The 14,576-nt window shown below is 69.4% G+C and carries 15 protein-coding genes; 7 read left to right on the top strand and 8 right to left on the bottom strand.

The genetic code is table 11. The features are described 5' to 3' along the window. Positions 1 to 35: 35 nt before the first annotated feature. From ABT114_RS02200 to ABT114_RS02170, 7 genes are all read right to left on the bottom strand, one after another. Positions 36 to 878, bottom strand: coding sequence for a DODA-type extradiol aromatic ring-opening family dioxygenase (locus tag ABT114_RS02200; protein ID WP_351137583.1), 843 nt, complete (start codon positions 876 to 878; stop codon positions 36 to 38). Continuing rightward, the gene (locus tag ABT114_RS02195) at positions 875 to 1,129 is read right to left on the bottom strand and encodes a hypothetical protein (RefSeq protein WP_351137581.1); all 255 of its coding nucleotides are present in this window, start codon (positions 1,127 to 1,129) and stop codon (positions 875 to 877) included. The genes ABT114_RS02200 and ABT114_RS02195 overlap by 4 nt, the downstream gene beginning before the upstream one ends. Positions 1,130 to 1,183: 54 nt before the next feature. Next, entirely contained in the window at positions 1,184 to 2,350 is a 1,167-nt protein-coding gene (locus tag ABT114_RS02190; RefSeq protein WP_351137578.1) for an alpha/beta hydrolase family protein, read from the bottom strand. Between the two features lie 69 nt (positions 2,351 to 2,419). Beyond that, complete coding sequence (locus ABT114_RS02185) at positions 2,420 to 3,619, bottom strand: NAD(P)/FAD-dependent oxidoreductase (protein ID WP_351137576.1); 1,200 nt, start codon at positions 3,617 to 3,619, stop codon at positions 2,420 to 2,422. Beyond that, a complete protein-coding gene (locus tag ABT114_RS02180) occupies positions 3,616 to 3,822 on the bottom strand; it encodes a ferredoxin (RefSeq protein WP_351137574.1) in 207 nt (68 codons plus the stop codon). The genes ABT114_RS02185 and ABT114_RS02180 overlap by 4 nt, the downstream gene beginning before the upstream one ends. 30 nt (positions 3,823 to 3,852) lie before the next feature. Further along, complete coding sequence (locus ABT114_RS02175; protein ID WP_351137572.1) at positions 3,853 to 5,052, bottom strand: amidohydrolase family protein; 1,200 nt, start codon at positions 5,050 to 5,052, stop codon at positions 3,853 to 3,855. Beyond that, on the bottom strand, positions 5,049 to 5,630 hold the full coding sequence (locus tag ABT114_RS02170) for an amino acid synthesis family protein (protein ID WP_351137570.1): 582 nt from the start codon (positions 5,628 to 5,630) through the stop codon (positions 5,049 to 5,051). The genes ABT114_RS02175 and ABT114_RS02170 overlap by 4 nt, the downstream gene beginning before the upstream one ends. 396 nt (positions 5,631 to 6,026) lie before the next feature. On the opposite strand from ABT114_RS02170, the gene ABT114_RS02165 reads away from it, so the two are divergent. From ABT114_RS02165 to ABT114_RS02150, 4 genes are all read left to right on the top strand, one after another. After that, complete coding sequence (locus ABT114_RS02165; protein WP_351137568.1) at positions 6,027 to 7,034, top strand: helix-turn-helix transcriptional regulator; 1,008 nt, start codon at positions 6,027 to 6,029, stop codon at positions 7,032 to 7,034. A gap of 179 nt (positions 7,035 to 7,213) precedes the next feature. Next, complete coding sequence (locus ABT114_RS02160) at positions 7,214 to 8,581, top strand: aminotransferase family protein (protein ID WP_351137566.1); 1,368 nt, start codon at positions 7,214 to 7,216, stop codon at positions 8,579 to 8,581. Next, the gene (locus tag ABT114_RS02155) at positions 8,582 to 10,048 is read left to right on the top strand and encodes an APC family permease (protein ID WP_351137564.1); all 1,467 of its coding nucleotides are present in this window, start codon (positions 8,582 to 8,584) and stop codon (positions 10,046 to 10,048) included. After that, complete coding sequence (locus tag ABT114_RS02150; protein ID WP_351137562.1) at positions 9,937 to 10,383, top strand: trehalase-like domain-containing protein; 447 nt, start codon at positions 9,937 to 9,939, stop codon at positions 10,381 to 10,383. The genes ABT114_RS02155 and ABT114_RS02150 overlap by 112 nt, the downstream gene beginning before the upstream one ends. 67 nt (positions 10,384 to 10,450) lie before the next feature. Here the strand turns inward: ABT114_RS02150 and ABT114_RS02145 are convergent, their stop codons facing one another. Continuing rightward, on the bottom strand, positions 10,451 to 10,591 hold the full coding sequence (locus tag ABT114_RS02145) for a hypothetical protein (RefSeq protein WP_351137560.1): 141 nt from the start codon (positions 10,589 to 10,591) through the stop codon (positions 10,451 to 10,453). Positions 10,592 to 10,926: 335 nt separating this feature from the next. Between ABT114_RS02145 and ABT114_RS02140 the strand changes: the two genes are divergently transcribed. The 3 genes from ABT114_RS02140 (at position 10,927) to ABT114_RS02130 (ending at position 14,282) form a co-directional block, all read left to right on the top strand. After that, complete coding sequence (locus ABT114_RS02140; RefSeq protein WP_351137558.1) at positions 10,927 to 11,658, top strand: SDR family NAD(P)-dependent oxidoreductase; 732 nt, start codon at positions 10,927 to 10,929, stop codon at positions 11,656 to 11,658. A 44-nt stretch (positions 11,659 to 11,702) separates the two neighbouring features. Further along, on the top strand, positions 11,703 to 12,470 hold the full coding sequence (locus tag ABT114_RS02135) for an IclR family transcriptional regulator (protein ID WP_351137556.1): 768 nt from the start codon (positions 11,703 to 11,705) through the stop codon (positions 12,468 to 12,470). A 204-nt stretch (positions 12,471 to 12,674) separates the two neighbouring features. Further along, entirely contained in the window at positions 12,675 to 14,282 is a 1,608-nt protein-coding gene (locus ABT114_RS02130) for an FUSC family protein (protein WP_351137554.1), read from the top strand. Positions 14,283 to 14,576: the final 294 nt, after the last annotated feature.

Genomic DNA, 14,576 nt, shown 5'->3' with positions numbered 1-14,576 from the left:
GGGATTCTCCTTGGACAGAGAGAGGGGAGGGTGTGTCACAGCCGGGCGGCTGCAACGGCGGTGCCCGTGAGCCACTCGGGCACGGGTTCGTAGGCCAGTACGTCGAAGCCGGTCTGGGCGGCGCCCGCGGCTGCGAGCCAGGTGCGGATCTCGTGCGCTCCGTTGCCGGCCGCATCGATGGCGTCCTGGGTGTAGTCGGTCAGGCGCGTGGGGTCTCCGGACTCAAGGCGTGAGATGAAGTCACGGTCGAAGTCCTCGTTGATGGAGCCGGATTCCGGCAGGCCCACCCAGTGCGAGAGGCCTCCGGTCGCCAGGACCACGACGCGCGAGGCGAAGCTCTGGGCCTCGACCGCATCACGGATCATCCGTCCCAGGTCGTAGCACCGCTTGGGGGTGGGCCAGGGCGGATTGACGCCGTTGACGATCACCGGGACGAGCGGATACTTCGAGTCCGGGTCGAGATGCTTGAGCGGGACGCAGAAGTTCTCGTCGAACTCCAGGCCGCCTTCGACCAGGGCGGGGTCGAACTCCGCCCGCAGAGCGTGGGAGTACAGGTGACTGCCCAGCTCCGCGTGACCGGGGTAGTGGTGCTGTTCGACATTGAGAAAGGCGGCCATCTCCGCGGTGGTGGGCCCCAGATAGGACTTGGCCGTGGCGATGGCGAAGGACGGCAGGTTGCCGAGGTTGAAGTTGGTGAAGTGCTCCACCGAGACGGCGATGACGGCGTCGGGCCGCAGCTCTTCGATCCGCTTGCGCACCTCGGCGTAGGCGTCTTCCACGGTGGCGCGGACATCGGCGGGTACCCGTTCGGGCCAGCCGGTGATGCCCGGCGAGTGGGAGGCCGCGAAGACTCCCACAATGCGTCCGTTGCGGCTCATCGTTGCGTCTCCCCTCGTATCTGGGCGTAGTACTGGGCTCGGTCGACCTGGAGCTGGATGGCGCAGAAATAGAGCAGGTAGGGGTTGATGCCGCTCTCGTACAGGGCCTTGAAGTCGAGGTCCTTCATCCACTGCCGGTATTCGCCGTCGATGCCGTACGAGTCGAGGACGGCGTCGGGGTCGGCCTGGTAGGCGTTCTTCACCTCTGGATCGCGGCGGATCTCCCAGAGGAGCTGGTGGATCGCGTACACGAAGTCACCTCCCTGTGGCCTGGGTCCGGTGGGTGCGGGGCGTGCCCAGGGGGCTCAGGCCCTCGCCTGGTCGACGTCGAGCTTGTGGAGGAACCAGTCCGCCAGGCGGGCGGTGGCCACGGAGAAGTAGTCGTAGCTGCAGTGCAGCGAACCGGCGCCGTCGTAGATGTCGACGGTGACGTCCTTGGTGGTCAGCGCGTCGATGAAGCGGCGGGCGCCGGCGATGTCCATGATGATGTCGTCGGTGCCGTGCATGACGTACACGGGGATGGACAGCTTGTCGGCGACACCGTCGAGGGTGAACGCGGCCAACTTCTCACGGGCCTCGGCGTCGTCCTTGGAGCCCGACAGCCACTGCAACTGCTGCTGCAGCGGCGGGTAGAACTCGTAGAAGTCGGTGAGGATGCTCCACGTGCCGCACCAGGCGGCGACGGCCTTGATACGGGGTTCGAAGGCGGCGGCTCGCGGGGCGTAGTAGCCTCCGAAGCTGACGCCGGCCACACCGATGCGGTCGGCGTCGACGTCGTCACGCTGCTCAAGGAAGTCGAGGATGGCGGCGACGGGGACTTCGTAGTCGGGGCGGCTGAACAGCTTCTTGAAGCGCAGCGAACTGCCGCGGCCGGGGGTGTCGACCATGACCACGTTCATGTCGCGGGCGGGGAACTCGGTGCCGCCCATGAAGTACAGCTCTTCGGCCCAGGAGTCGGCGCCGCCCAGGAACAGGACGGTGGGCCGTCGCTTGCCGGAGTTGTCGGGGCGGACGATGTAGCCGTCCATGGTGATGCCCTCGAAGGGCACCTTGATGCGCTCGATGACACCGTCGGAGAGCTCGACGGAGCGCTGGAAATTCTTCGTGCCGGTGGTGTACGCGAGTTCTCGGCGCGGGTCGTCGGAGTTGAGGAAGAACTCCGAGTGACGCCAGTAGCCGCAGGAGCGCATGAAGGCTCGGCGGGCGGTGGTGATGTTGCCCTCGGCGAGGGCGGCTTCGGCAGCGGCGGCGACCTCCTGCGCGGTGCGGCTCCATTCCTTCTGCCACAGTTCGCCGTCGGTGCTGGTGCGGCCGATGCGGGCGGCGGTGCGGGCACACTCGAACAGGTCGGAGCCACCGACGGCGACCTGTGCCAGCAGACGCATGGTCTGCAGCGACCAGTCTTCGTCCTGGGGGAAGAGTTCGATGGTGGAGAGGGCGTCGCGGTTGGCGGCGACTGACGACTGGGTCATCGGGCTTCCTTTACTCGGTAGATGTCCGGGCTCGGCTGCCGGGACGGCAGCCGGCGGGCAGAGGACGGGTCAGGGCGTTGTGGTCACCGGGGTGGCGCCGCTGCCGGTGATCTCGCGGAAGTCCGCGCGCTGCGCGATGGCGTTGCGCAGGGTGGCGAGCTGCCGGGGGGCGTTGACGCAGACCGCTCCGCGGATGGTGCCGTCGCGTCCGTAGGCGGCGACGAGCGAGTTCTCGTCGCGGCGCAGTACGGCGATGGTGTCGTCCGGGGAGATGCGTCCGACGCAGCGCAGCTTGGCTTCGAACTGGTCGGTCCAGAAGTAGGGAACGGACTCGAAGGGATCGCGCTCGCCCAGCAGTGTTCCCGCCGCGTGTATGCCCTGTTCGACGGCGTTGGTCCAGTGCTCGACCCGCATGGTCTCGTCGAAGACGTTGTTGTGCCAGCGGGCGACGTCGCCGGCGGCGACGATCCCTGGAACGCCGGTGGACAGGTCCGGTTCGCAGCGCACACCGTCGGCGAAGCCGACTGGCGAGCCCGTCAGCCAGGCCGTCGCCGGAATGCCGCCCACTCCCACGAGGAGCGTGTCGGCGGTCAGGGTCTCCCCCGTGTCGAGCAGCACGTGGGCGCGATCACCGGCCGCACGCAAGGAGTCGACGCCGGTGGAGCAGACGATCCGGACTCCGTTGCGCTCGTGCAGATCGGCGAACCAAACCCCTACCTGTTCTCCGAACCGGTACATGGGGGTGGGCATGACGTCGACGACGGTGACGTCCAGGCCGAGAGCGCGGGCGGTGGCCGCTGTCTCCAGGCCGATGAATCCGGCGCCGATGACCACCAGGTGACCGCCACGCTGCAGTGCCTGACGCAGCAGGTCCGCGTCGTCGTAGGTTCTGAGGGTGTGTGCGGTCGGCATGGACAGGGTCATGGGCATCCGGCGCGATATCGATCCGGTGGCGATGACCAAGCCGTCGTAGGCGATGGATGTTTCGGACCCGAGCCACAGTCGGCGGTCGTGGGTGTCGAGGGCGGTGGCTGCCTCTCCGAGTTGCAGCGTGACGCCTTTTTCGTCGAACCATTCCCTTTCCCGCAGCCGCAGCGCCGATTCACGCAGCCCTGCGGTGAGAGCGTCTTTGGACAGCGGGGGCCGGGTGTAGGGAAGTCGGTCTTCAGCGCCGACGAGGACGATGTCCCCTTGGAAGCCCCGTTCCCGCAGGGACTCGATGGCGCTGACGCCGGCCAGGGAGGCTCCGACGACCACGACGCGGTTCATGCCGCGCCCTCCACGCGTATGGCCTGGGCCGGGCAGCAGCGTGCCGAGGCCTCGGCGTGGGCGCGCAGGGTGTCGTCGGGGTTCTCCAGTCGCAGCACGGCGGTGTTCTTGTCCTCGTCGAAGTCCCAGAGTTCGGGTGCTTCGATCAGACAGTTGGCGTACCCCTGGCACTTGGCCGATTCGAAGATGACGTGGAGGGACATGACACGCTCCCTGGTTGCTTGTGGTGCGGCCTAGTGGCCGGCTGCGGACAGGTGCGGCATCGGCGGGGTGACGTCGACGAGGCGAGCGGCGCGCGGCGTGTTGCGGCTGGTCAGATTGCGCAGGACACCTTGGGTGACGACCGCGGTGATGCCGGGGATGTCGCCGATGGCGAGGGCACCGAGCGCGTCCGGGGCGGTGGATCCCCAGGGGGCGTCCATGACCACGAGATCGGCTGTCGCGCCGGGGGCGATGAAACCTGCGGGCAGGTCCCACGTGCGGGCGTTGTTGCCGGTGGCGGCGGCCCACACCTGTGCGGGGTCGATCCCGGAGAGCGAGGAGAGCTCGGCAACGGTCTTGATGACGCCCAGCGGCATCACACCGGTACCGGTCGGGGTGTCCGAGCCGATGACGACCCGAGCGAAATGGCCTTCCTCGTGGCACTTACGGAGGATGCGGACCGCCGACCGGAGGTTGCCGGCCTGCACGAGCTGCAACGCCATCCGCGTCTCGTCGATGATCTTGTCGACGCCCTCGACCGACAGCGAGGTCGGCCCCCCGTTGACATGCCCGCACACGTCGGGCGCCAGGTGCAGCAAGTGGTCCGGGGTGATCGGCTTGCTTCCGGGGATGCTGGCGCCGCCGGAGTGACACATCACGGTGATGCCGTGGGCCTGGGCCGAGCGCACCTGGTCGTATCCGTCGGCGGGGTCCTCGTACAGACCGAACCCGAACTTGGCCAGCCGTACACCGGCTTTCTCCAGGTCGGCGAAGTCCTCGTCGCTCAGGCTGGGCTCCAGCACCACGGAGCCGGCGTGAACGGTCATGCCTCCGGGATGGAAGTTCCTGAAACACGACATCGCGGCGATGGCCAGGGCCTTCACGCCCGTCGCGTCGTGCGGGCGGCCCTGGGCGTGGATCTCGCCCGGGGACACCACACTGGTGATGCCGCCGTGCACGTAACTGGCGAGGAAGTCCACGGTCTTCTGACGGGGTGTGTAGTCCCCCAGCACGACGTGGCAGTGCGAGTCGATGAGGCCGGGGGCTACGGTCGAGCCGTTCGCGTCGATCACCACCTCGGCGGTGTCGACGAGGTCCGCGAGATCACCGCGCCGACCGACCGCGACGATCACCCCGTCCTCGCTCACCACGGTGTCCGCGTCGGCGATCAACGGGCTGCGGTAGTCACCGGACAGCACCGTGCCGGCGCCGACGACAGCGAGGGTGCTCATGACGTCACCCGCGCCTGCGCCTCGGCCTTCGAGAGCCCGCCCACCCGCGCGTTGATCCGGCCGCGGTTGGCGACGACCGCGATGATCACCAGTTCGTCGGGGTGCGGAGCGTCGGGGATGTGCACTGTCATGGCGTCGTAGTGGCTGCGCACCCAGATCTCGTCCTTGAAGGCGAGCGGTACGTCGATGGTGGCGTCCGTGCCGGAGATCTTGGTGACGGACGTGATCCAGGCCTCGCCCCCGCCGATCGCCTTGCGCAGGGCGTTGCCGAACGTCGAGGTGACGGCGGCGTTGATGTGCTCCTGCTCACCCGCGGTGCCGACCAGCCCGCCCTTGCCGTAGCTCTCCGGAGCGGAGCCGAGCAGGCGGACCGCTTCCTCCCCGAGGTAGGTGCCGATCTCGTCCGAGCCCTCGACGATCGGGGAGAGGTCGGCGACGTATCCCTGACCGGCGAAGGGGTTACGGACCACCGCGCACACCGCCACCTTGCGCAGCGGGCCGCCCTCGTCGCCTTCGCCGGCCACGGACCGGATCTCCTCGATCTGGGCGAATGTCTTCCGCACAACCAGGCCGCTCACGCTGACTCCTTCGTCCTAGGACCCCGGCGGTCCATCTCGCTGGGGTGACACGAAGAACGTTATGAACGGCAACCACACCGCCGCCGTCCCCGAACGGGTGTATTCGCTGCGGCATGCCGGTCCAGAGAACAGGCACCTGTCGGCGCCGTTCCTGTCGAGGAACGGGGTGAGCTGATCGGTCGTCGGCGTAATCGAGCTTCCGGCCGAGTGGCGTAAGCAGGTCTGCCGTTCGCCAGGCTGTGCCGATGACGGCGGCCGCACCGATCGCGCGTCCTGATTCCTCCGAGTGCTGGGCGGTCCTCAGACACTGTTCGGGCGTTCCCCCGGCAGGTACATTCGACTTCCAGTGGGTCAGAGGATCTTTGTTCGTGGCGTGGTCAGGTTCGAGGGACATGCATGGTGGCCGGCAGTCGTAGCGCTATCGCGTTCGCGGGGGATCTGGTTCGTGCGGGTTCGTTCGACGAGCTCGCGCGGCGGCTGTATGCCGGGATCGATGACCTTTTCGGGCCGGTGTGCGTCGGCTTCGACCTGCTGGACCCGGACACGCGCGAGGTGCGGCGGACCTCCGCGCGTGGGGTCAGTGACTACTTCATGGCCCGGTACGACAGGTTCGCGCGGCGTACCGACCCTGTGCTCAACTTCGCGATCGACAACCGGGCGGTCACCTACAACCTGTCGATGATGTCGTCTGCTGAGTGGCGCTCCTTGGTGATCTATCAGGAAGTGTTCTCTTTGCACAGGATGACGAGCCTGGTGTACGCACCGGTGGTGGCCGACGACCGGGTGGTCGCGACGCTCAACCTCGGGCGGGAGGACGGGGCCGACGGATTCGACGCTGCCCATCTGGAGCAGGCCCGGGACCTCGCCGACCTCCTCGGGGCCGTGCTGGGCTCCCAGCGGCGGGCTGACACCCTCGCCCGGCGGGCAGACCAGTACGCCGCCGCCATCGACCTGTGCGACGAGGCGATGGTGGTTACGGACCTGCGGGAGGGCGAGCGGCACGTCAACCCCTCGGCCGCCGCGATCCTTGCCCGCCGTTCCCCCGCAGAACCCTCGCTGGACGAGGAGATGGCGCTCCATCATGCCCGCGCCGCCGGGTCGGTCGAGCGGTCGAGCGCGCTGGTCAAACGCTCGGTGACGTTGGAGGACAGCGACGCGCTTGTCACCTTCCTGCAAGCCGGCAAGGGCGGCGAGAGGCTACCGGAGTGGCTCTTGCAACGGCTGACACCCCGCGAGGCCGAGGTCGCGGCGCTGGTCGCCCGCGGCTACCGGGATGGAGAGATCGCGCGGCACCTGGTGTTGAGTACGCACACCGTCAAGGGCTACCTGCGGGAGATCTACCAAAAGCTCGAGGTTCGGTCCCGGGTGGAACTGACCCGGCTGGCCGCCGACAAGGGGCGGTGACCCCCCTCTTTCGAGGGGGGTGGCAAAGACCGCCCATGCGCGCCTGACCCGGCCGGGTCCGCCGAGCCTAGTGTCCCGGACTACCCGAGCGACGCTGCAGTGACCACCGATGAGGAACGGGCGTACGTCCGCCGAACACTGCGCGCCCGGGACCGACCATCGAGTACGGGAGCGGAGCCATGGCAGTTGCCTCCAACCAGACCAGCGAGGAACTCGCGGCGATCGACGCCGAGTTCCTGATCCATCCGCACGGCGCGCCCGGCCCCGGGGAGCGGATGATCGTCACCCGGGGCAAGGGAGCCAAGATCTGGGACTCGACCGGCCGCGAGTACATCGACGGTACCGGTGGCGGCCTCTGGGCCAACCTGGTCGGTCACGGCCGTGAGGAGCTCGCCGACGTCGCCCGCAGGGAACTGGCCGAGCTCGGATTCTTCTGCACGTTCTGGGAGTTCTCCAACCCCGCCCAGATCCAGCTCGCCCAGCGGCTTGTCGAACTGGCCCCGGAAGGTATCTCCAAGGTCAACCTGACCGCCGGCGGCACCGAGGGGATCGAGTCCGCGCTGAAAATGGCCCGGCTGTTCCATTTCGAGTCAGGGCACCCGGAAAAGCAGTGGATCCTGTCCCGCCGCAGCAGCTATCACGGCGTCGGGTACGGTTCCACCGCGGCCACCGACTTCGACTGGCTCCGGCACGGATTCGGGCCCCAGCCCGGCGGTTTCGCGCACCTGACGCCGCCATGGCCGTACCACTCGGAGTTGTACGGCGACCAGGACCCGAGCGACTTCCTCATCGCCGAGCTCCAGCAGACGATCGACCGGATCGGCCCGGAGAAGATCGCAGCCTTCGTCGGCGAACCGATCATGGGCGTGGGCGGCATGCTCGTGCCCCCGGACGACTACTGGCCGCGGGTCGAGGCGGTCCTCCGGGAGCACGACATCCTCCTGATCCTGGACGAGGTGGTCACCGGCTACGGCCGGGCCGGCCACCACTTCGCCGCCGAACGGTTCGGCCTGCGCCCGGACATCATCGTCACCGCCAAGGGCATCACCAGCGGATACTTCCCGGTGGGCGCCGTGTTGATGACCGAGCGGGTTGCCCAGGGCATCACCAGCGGGGACCACGGTTTCCCCATCGGCTACACCTACGCCGGACACCCGGCCGGGGCCGCAGTCGCCCTGGCCAACCTGGACATCATCGAGCGCGAGGGGTTGGTGAACCGGGCGGCGAAGATGGGCGAGTTCCTGGCCACCCGGCTGAATACCCTGCTGGACGTGGAGCTGGTCGGCGAAGTGCGCAACGTCGGCCTGATGGCAGCGGTAGAGGTGGTCACCGATCGGAAGACCCGGCGCCCCATGGGATCCGTCGACGCGATCGCGGCCGAGATCCGTGCCGCACACGGTGCCATCGTCCGGCCCTCGGTCGGGTCGGCGCTGATCTTGTCGCCGCCACTGATCATCGAGGAGGGCGAGCTGGATGCCTGTGTGCAGGCCATAGGTGACGTGCTGCGGCGGACGGACGCCGACGGCACCGTGAGGGCGAGGAGCTGAATGATCACGGATACGGACGCGGGGACAGATGTCGCAGCGGCTGGATCCAGCGGGTTGCGGGCCAATGCTGTGGGCGCGGCCGGCATCGTGTTCTTCGTCGTTGCGGCCGCGTCACCGCTGTCGGCCGCGTTGGGCGGGAGCCCGGCGGCGGTCGGTGCAGGCAACGGAGCCGGTGCGCCCGGCGCGTATCTGGCAGTCGGTGTCATGCTGCTGCTGTTCTCCGTCGGATACGCGGCGATGAGCCGGTACGTCACCGTCGGCGGCGGCTTCGCGGCGTACATCCAGGAGGCGTTGGGCACCAGGATGGGCCGTGGCGCGGCGTACCTGGCCACCGCGTCGTACGTCGCCATGCAGGTGGGCATCTACGGCATCTTCGGTTTCTTCGCCCATGTGGTGTTCGGCCGGCAACTCGGGGTCGACCTGCCCTGGTCGGTGTGGGCGTTCATCGCCATGGTGCTGGTCGGTGTGCTGGCCTATGTCGAGATCGACCTGTCCGCCAAGGTTCTCGGCGTGCTGATGGTCTGCGAGGTGGTCGTCCTGCTGGTGGTCGACTTCGCGATCGTCGGCAAGGGCGGTGCGCAGGGTGTCACGTTCACCAGCTTCAGCCCGGCCACTGTCACCGGCGGCGCGCTGGGCATCGCGCTGATGTTCGCGTCCGCGTCGTTCATCGGGTTCGAGGCGACCGCGATCTACAGCGAGGAGGCCCGTGACCCGAACCGCACCATTCCCAGGGCGACCTACGCTGCGGTCCTGCTCATCACAGTGTTCCTGGTATTCACCGTCTGGTGCTTCGTCATCGGCCATGGCGCCGACAAGGTCCAGGGTGCGGCGCGGCAGAGTCCGGACGCCTTCGTGTTCACGCTCTCCAGCCGCTACGTCGGCCCCGTGTGGACGGACATCATGCAGTACCTGCTGATCACCAGTTTCTTCGCCGCGCTGCTGGCCTTCCACAACACGATCGCCCGTTACCTGCTGAACCTGAGCCGCCGCGGTTGGGGCCCGAGCCTGCTGGCCCGCACACACCCGAAGTACCAGTCTCCACACGTCGCCGGCGTGGTCCAGAGCGTCGTCGGCGCCGTCATCGTGGGGATCTTCGTGGTGGCCAAACTCGACCCCTACACCGCGCTGTTCTCCTGGACAGTCGGCCTGGGCACCCTCGGGGTGATCGTGCTGCAGGCGTGGACCTGCCTTGCGATCATCACGTTCTTCCGACGGCGCAGAACCGGGCTGAGTGTGTGGCGCACGCTGATCGCGCCCGGCTTGGGCGGCGCGGGCCTGGTCACCGCGATCGTGCTGGCGCTCAAGAACTGGGGAGTGCTCGTCGGCGCGGGCACGGGTTTTCCGAACTACCTGCCGTGGATCGTTCCCGCGGTGATCCTCATCGGCGCCCTGCTCCCGGTGAGCGCCGGCCGGAATTCCGCCACTTCGAACCCCGCCAATTCGTTGACGGCCGCCGACCGTGGCTGACTCTCCCACCCCACGGTGGCCGAGACCTGCTCGGCCACGAGCAATACGGCCTGATCGGCGACATGCAGACCAGCGCTCATGTCTGCGACGACGGCTCGATCGACTGGCTGTGCCTGCCCCGCTTCGACTCCTCGGCCCTCTTCGCCGCACTGGTCGGCAGGCGGAAGCACGGGGCCTGGCGCATAGCCCCGGCCGTCGCGTACGAAGGCAGCTCCAGTGCGGCTGCCGAGCGTCGCTATGTCAACGAGTCGCTCGTCCTGGAAACGGTGTGGACGACGCCTTCCGGCCGTGCACAGGTCACCGACTTCATGCCGCCTCGGGACGGGGCGCCGTAGGTGATCCGGATCGTGGAGGGAGTGGCTGGCGAGGTACCGATCGTCCCACGCTGCGTGCCCGCCCCGGCTACGGGCGGGGCAGCCCGTGGATCCACGAGTTGAACGGACGCATGATCGCCGAGGCCGACGGGGATGCCCTGTGGCTCGACACGTCCACCGAGCAGGCCGAGAAGGACGGTGCCATCGTCAGCTCGTTCACGGTCGCCACCGGCGAGAGCGTCGCGTTCGTGCTGAGCTGGGGCCCCTCCCACGGTGCCGCGCCGGCGGGCTTGCTGCCCGTCGGCTGCCCGGCGGCCCCCTGGCCCCACAAGCCCCCTGGACCACCCGAGCGCGAGCCGGGCGTGCCGCGAGGCGACGACAGGGCATGGAATGTCCCCTCCCAAGCAGTGGAACTATGCTCTTCCCCACAGGCAGGCGCTATGTCTCTGCCTGTGAGACAGGCGCTGCGCCCGAAGCCCGTTCCAGCGCTACCTTCGTCAAGGGAGCTCGAAAGAGCGTCCCACTGAGAGAGACAGTGACAGGGCAGGAACGGAGCACAGGATCATGGGCAACGGACGGGTGCAGGGCAAGGTCGCGATCGTCACGGGCGGCGCCCGTGGGATCGGCGCAGAGATCTGCCGGGTCCTGGCCGAAGAGGGCGCGACCGTCGTGCCGGTCGACATGGCCGCCGGCGACGGGGTCCGGGCGATGAACGTCACCGACGAGAAGCAGGTCGCCGACGTCTTCGACGCGGTCGCCGCGGAGTACGGGCGGATAGACATCCTGGTCAACAACGCCGGGATCATCGGCCCGATCAAGCCGGCCCACGAGGTGGAGGAGAAGGAGTTCGACGCCCTCTTCTCCGTCGATGTGAAGGGCGTGTGGCTGTGCACCAAGCACGCGGTGCGGCACATGCTGTCCACCGGCGGCGGCAGCATCGTCAACCTCTCCTCGATCAACGGCCTGGTGGGCGGCTCGCGCATCCCGCTCTACCACGCGGCCAAGGGCGCCGTCCGGCTGATGACCAAGGCCGACGCCGCGACGTACGCCAAGCAGGGCATCCGGGTCAACTCGATCCACCCCGGGGTCATCGAGACCGAGCTCGCCAAGTCGGTGTCCGCCGGTGGATCGCCTGAGGCCGCCGCCCACGCGCAGCGGCAGATGGAGGCCACCCCCATGGGCCACCGCGGCGCCCCCGCCGACATCGCGTACGGCGTGCTTTACCTCGCCTCCGACGAGGCGGCCTTCGTCACCGGCGCGGAACTGGCCGTGGACGGCGGCTTCAGCGCAGTCTGACAGCGGCGTGACGCGCGGGACGAGACAGAAGGCGAGGGCTCACGATGGGTGACTACGTCATCGAGTCGCTGGACAGCGGGCTGCGGCTGCTCAGCCTGCTGGCCACCCACGACACCCTGTCGGTGACCGAGGCCGCGAGCCTGCTCGACGTCTCCCGCGCCACCGCCCACCGGGTGCTGAGCACCCTGGAGGCGCGCGGGTTCGTCACCCGCCGCGGGGCAAGGGGAGGCTACTGCACCGGCCCGGAACTGACCCGCCTGGGAACGCCGGCCGGACTGGACGACGCCACCCGTGCCCGGCTCGCGCCCATCCTGGACGACGCGTTGCGCCGCACCGAGAACACCCTGGAGGTCGTCTCGCTGCTCGGCACCCGGATCCTGGTCACCGACGGGCGGGAATCGCCCCGTCCGGTCCGGGTGACGCTGGAGCGCGGCAAGACCCACGCCGCGCACGCCACTTCCGGCGGCAAGGTGCTCCTCTCGTTCCTGACGGACGACCAGGTGCGCCTGCTCTACCCGCACGAGACGCTCCCGGCCGTCACCGACCGCACGATCACCAGCCGCGAGGAGCTGCTGGAGGAGCTGGCGCAGGTACGGCGACGCGGCTGGGCCAGCAGCGTGGGCGAGTCGGTGCCCGGCATGGACTCGGTCGCGGTACCACTCACCGGCGCGCACGGACACGACAGGCTCGCGGTGATGGCCTCCGCCCCCGCGACCGGGGACACCCCGTTCGCCCTGGCCCGCCGCGCCGCTCTGCTGCGCCTGGCGACCCGCGCCCGGCCGCACCACGCGCGGCCCGCGCAGGGCCACTGAACAGCCCCGCGGAACTCGGAACTGCTGGGGAACCTTTGCGTCGAGGCATTCGGCGCCACGGCACCACAGAGTTCACACGACACCACAGAGAACAGAACAGGGGAGAGTATGACGCCGGCGCGGGCCACAGGCCAGATCGCGGCATTCTTCCGGCTCGCGCCGACACCCGGACACACGCGACGGGCGACCCGGTCGACAGCGTGCATGGCCGCGTCCATCGTGGCGATCACCGCCGTCGTCGGACTGCAGGTCGGCCCGATGGCGATGTTCGGCTCGCTGATCGCCGCCTGGGACACCGGACAGCCGCTGCGGGCACGACTGCGCACCTACGCGGTCGTGGGTGCGGTGTTCCCCGTCTCCCTCGGCCTCGGTGTCCTGGCCGGACCCGCGCCCTGGGCGGCCGCTGCCGTCGTCATCGCGGTCGTGCTGCTGAGCGTCGCCCTGTACCACGCCGTCGCCCCCTCAGGGCCCGGACCACTCAACCTCTCCTTCGCCTGCGCCCTGGGCGCCTACCTCGGCGCAACCACCGACCTGGGCGGGCAGGTCGTAGGGGTCACCGTTGTCTCGGTCGCCCTCACCGCCCTGCTCACCCTGCACGACCTGGTCCGGCGCCCGCACGGCCCGGAGCAGGACGCGATCGCCGCCGCCCGCAGCGCCGTGGCGGACTTCGCCGCCGGACGCACCGAGCAGGGCGACACCGCGTCCGCTGCCGTACACCGGGCCTGGGAGGTACTGCGCTCCGCGGAACGCCGTCGCCGGCCATCGGCAGCGCACCGAGCCATGGAGGACGAACTCGCCGAGTTGAACCGACAGTTGGGCACCCGCCTACTGGAGGCGCACTACCCGGGCGACGCCACCTCCCCCCAGGGCTGGACAGCGGTCGACGCGGTGGCCATGCCCGGACGTCCCTCGCTCGGCTATCTGCTGCGGCGCGCCTTCGGACGCCGCTCGCTGCCCACGGCCCGCATGGCCGCGCTGCGCAACGCGCTCGCGGCCGGCATCGCCGTCTCGGCGGCCGAACTGGCCCACCTGGAACGCCCCTACTGGGCCGTGCTGTCGGCCACGGTCATCCTGCACGCGGGGGCGGACCGGACCTCGACCACCGTACGCGGGCTGCACCGCCTCGCGGGAACCCTGCTCGGCGTCGCCGCGGTCGCCGGGATGGAGGCGCTGCACCCCAGTCGCGGGCTGCAACTGGTGCTGGTGATCCTCGGCGCCTGGGGCATGAACCTGCTGCTCCCCCGCAACTACACCTACGCGGTGATCTTCGCGACCGTGATGGCCGTCGCCGCCAACATCGCCTCCGCGCCGACCTCGTCCGTCGCCACGATGCTCACCGCACGGGCCGAGGAGACCCTGCTCGGCGTCGGCTGCGCGCTCGTGGTGCTGTGGACCACCGGCCGCCGCCACCCCCACCGAGCCCTTGACCGCCAATTCCGGCGCACTGTCGCGGCGTTGGCCCGGGTTGTCGAACACGTGCACGCGGGGACGGTGACCGCCGACCCCGGCCGGGCCGCCCGCCGGGAACTGGGCTTCGAACTCGCCGCGCACCGCGCCCTGCTGGCCCGGACCAGCGCGGACGCCCCAGGGCTCGCCGCCTGGCAGTCGGTCGAGCAGGCCGTCAGCCGCCTGGGCCACCAGGCCTTCGCCGCCTGCTGGCACCCCCACTCGACCGACGCGGCCCAGGCCCTGCCCCACACCCCGCGACGCCTGCGCACCCTCCTCGACACCCTCCCGACCGTCGCCCCCGGCACCGTCGACCCCCACCGCCTCGCCACCGCCCTGGGCGGACCTGCGCAGACGTCGGCATGATCCGAGCCGGCGGACCATCAATGCGCGCCGGCTGACGCCGGACCGCGTCAGCGATCCGGGAGGCACGAGGGCCGCATCGAGCAGATGCGGCCCTCGCGATGGCTGATAACCGCGGGTGTCCGCCAGCGGGGTGTGCCGCACCGACGCCATCGTCCGTGACGCATCGCCCTCTTCGGCGTCGGCGCCGTCGGGTTCTCGGCGCTGCTGGCCGCAAAAATCCAGAGGTGAAGGTCTGGCCCTGCTCCCTACCGATCGTGCCTGTTCCCTGAGTCACGGCGTCGTTCGGATCGTAGA

The organism is Streptomyces sp. NPDC002088, from assembly GCF_040296605.1.
GTDB lineage: Bacteria > Actinomycetota > Actinomycetes > Streptomycetales > Streptomycetaceae > Streptomyces.
Note: the sequence above shows the minus strand (reverse complement) of the source record. Positions and strands in the feature narration are given on the sequence as shown.

Bases quoted from the DNA above. Each gene is read 5' to 3' on its own strand.
- ABT114_RS02200 (WP_351137583.1), bottom strand. From the start codon at position 878: ATGAGCCGCAACGGACGCATTGTGGGAGTCTTCGCGGCCTCCCACTCG.
- ABT114_RS02190 (WP_351137578.1), bottom strand. From the start codon at position 2,350: ATGACCCAGTCGTCAGTCGCCGCCAACCGCGACGCCCTCTCCACCATC.
- ABT114_RS02185 (WP_351137576.1), bottom strand. From the start codon at position 3,619: ATGAACCGCGTCGTGGTCGTCGGAGCCTCCCTGGCCGGCGTCAGCGCC.
- ABT114_RS02180 (WP_351137574.1), bottom strand. From the start codon at position 3,822: ATGTCCCTCCACGTCATCTTCGAATCGGCCAAGTGCCAGGGGTACGCC.
- ABT114_RS02175 (WP_351137572.1), bottom strand. From the start codon at position 5,052: ATGAGCACCCTCGCTGTCGTCGGCGCCGGCACGGTGCTGTCCGGTGAC.
- ABT114_RS02165 (WP_351137568.1), top strand. From the start codon at position 6,027: ATGGTGGCCGGCAGTCGTAGCGCTATCGCGTTCGCGGGGGATCTGGTT.
- ABT114_RS02160 (WP_351137566.1), top strand. From the start codon at position 7,214: ATGGCAGTTGCCTCCAACCAGACCAGCGAGGAACTCGCGGCGATCGAC.
- ABT114_RS02155 (WP_351137564.1), top strand. From the start codon at position 8,582: ATGATCACGGATACGGACGCGGGGACAGATGTCGCAGCGGCTGGATCC.
- ABT114_RS02140 (WP_351137558.1), top strand. From the start codon at position 10,927: ATGGGCAACGGACGGGTGCAGGGCAAGGTCGCGATCGTCACGGGCGGC.
- ABT114_RS02135 (WP_351137556.1), top strand. From the start codon at position 11,703: ATGGGTGACTACGTCATCGAGTCGCTGGACAGCGGGCTGCGGCTGCTC.
- ABT114_RS02130 (WP_351137554.1), top strand. From the start codon at position 12,675: ATGGCCGCGTCCATCGTGGCGATCACCGCCGTCGTCGGACTGCAGGTC.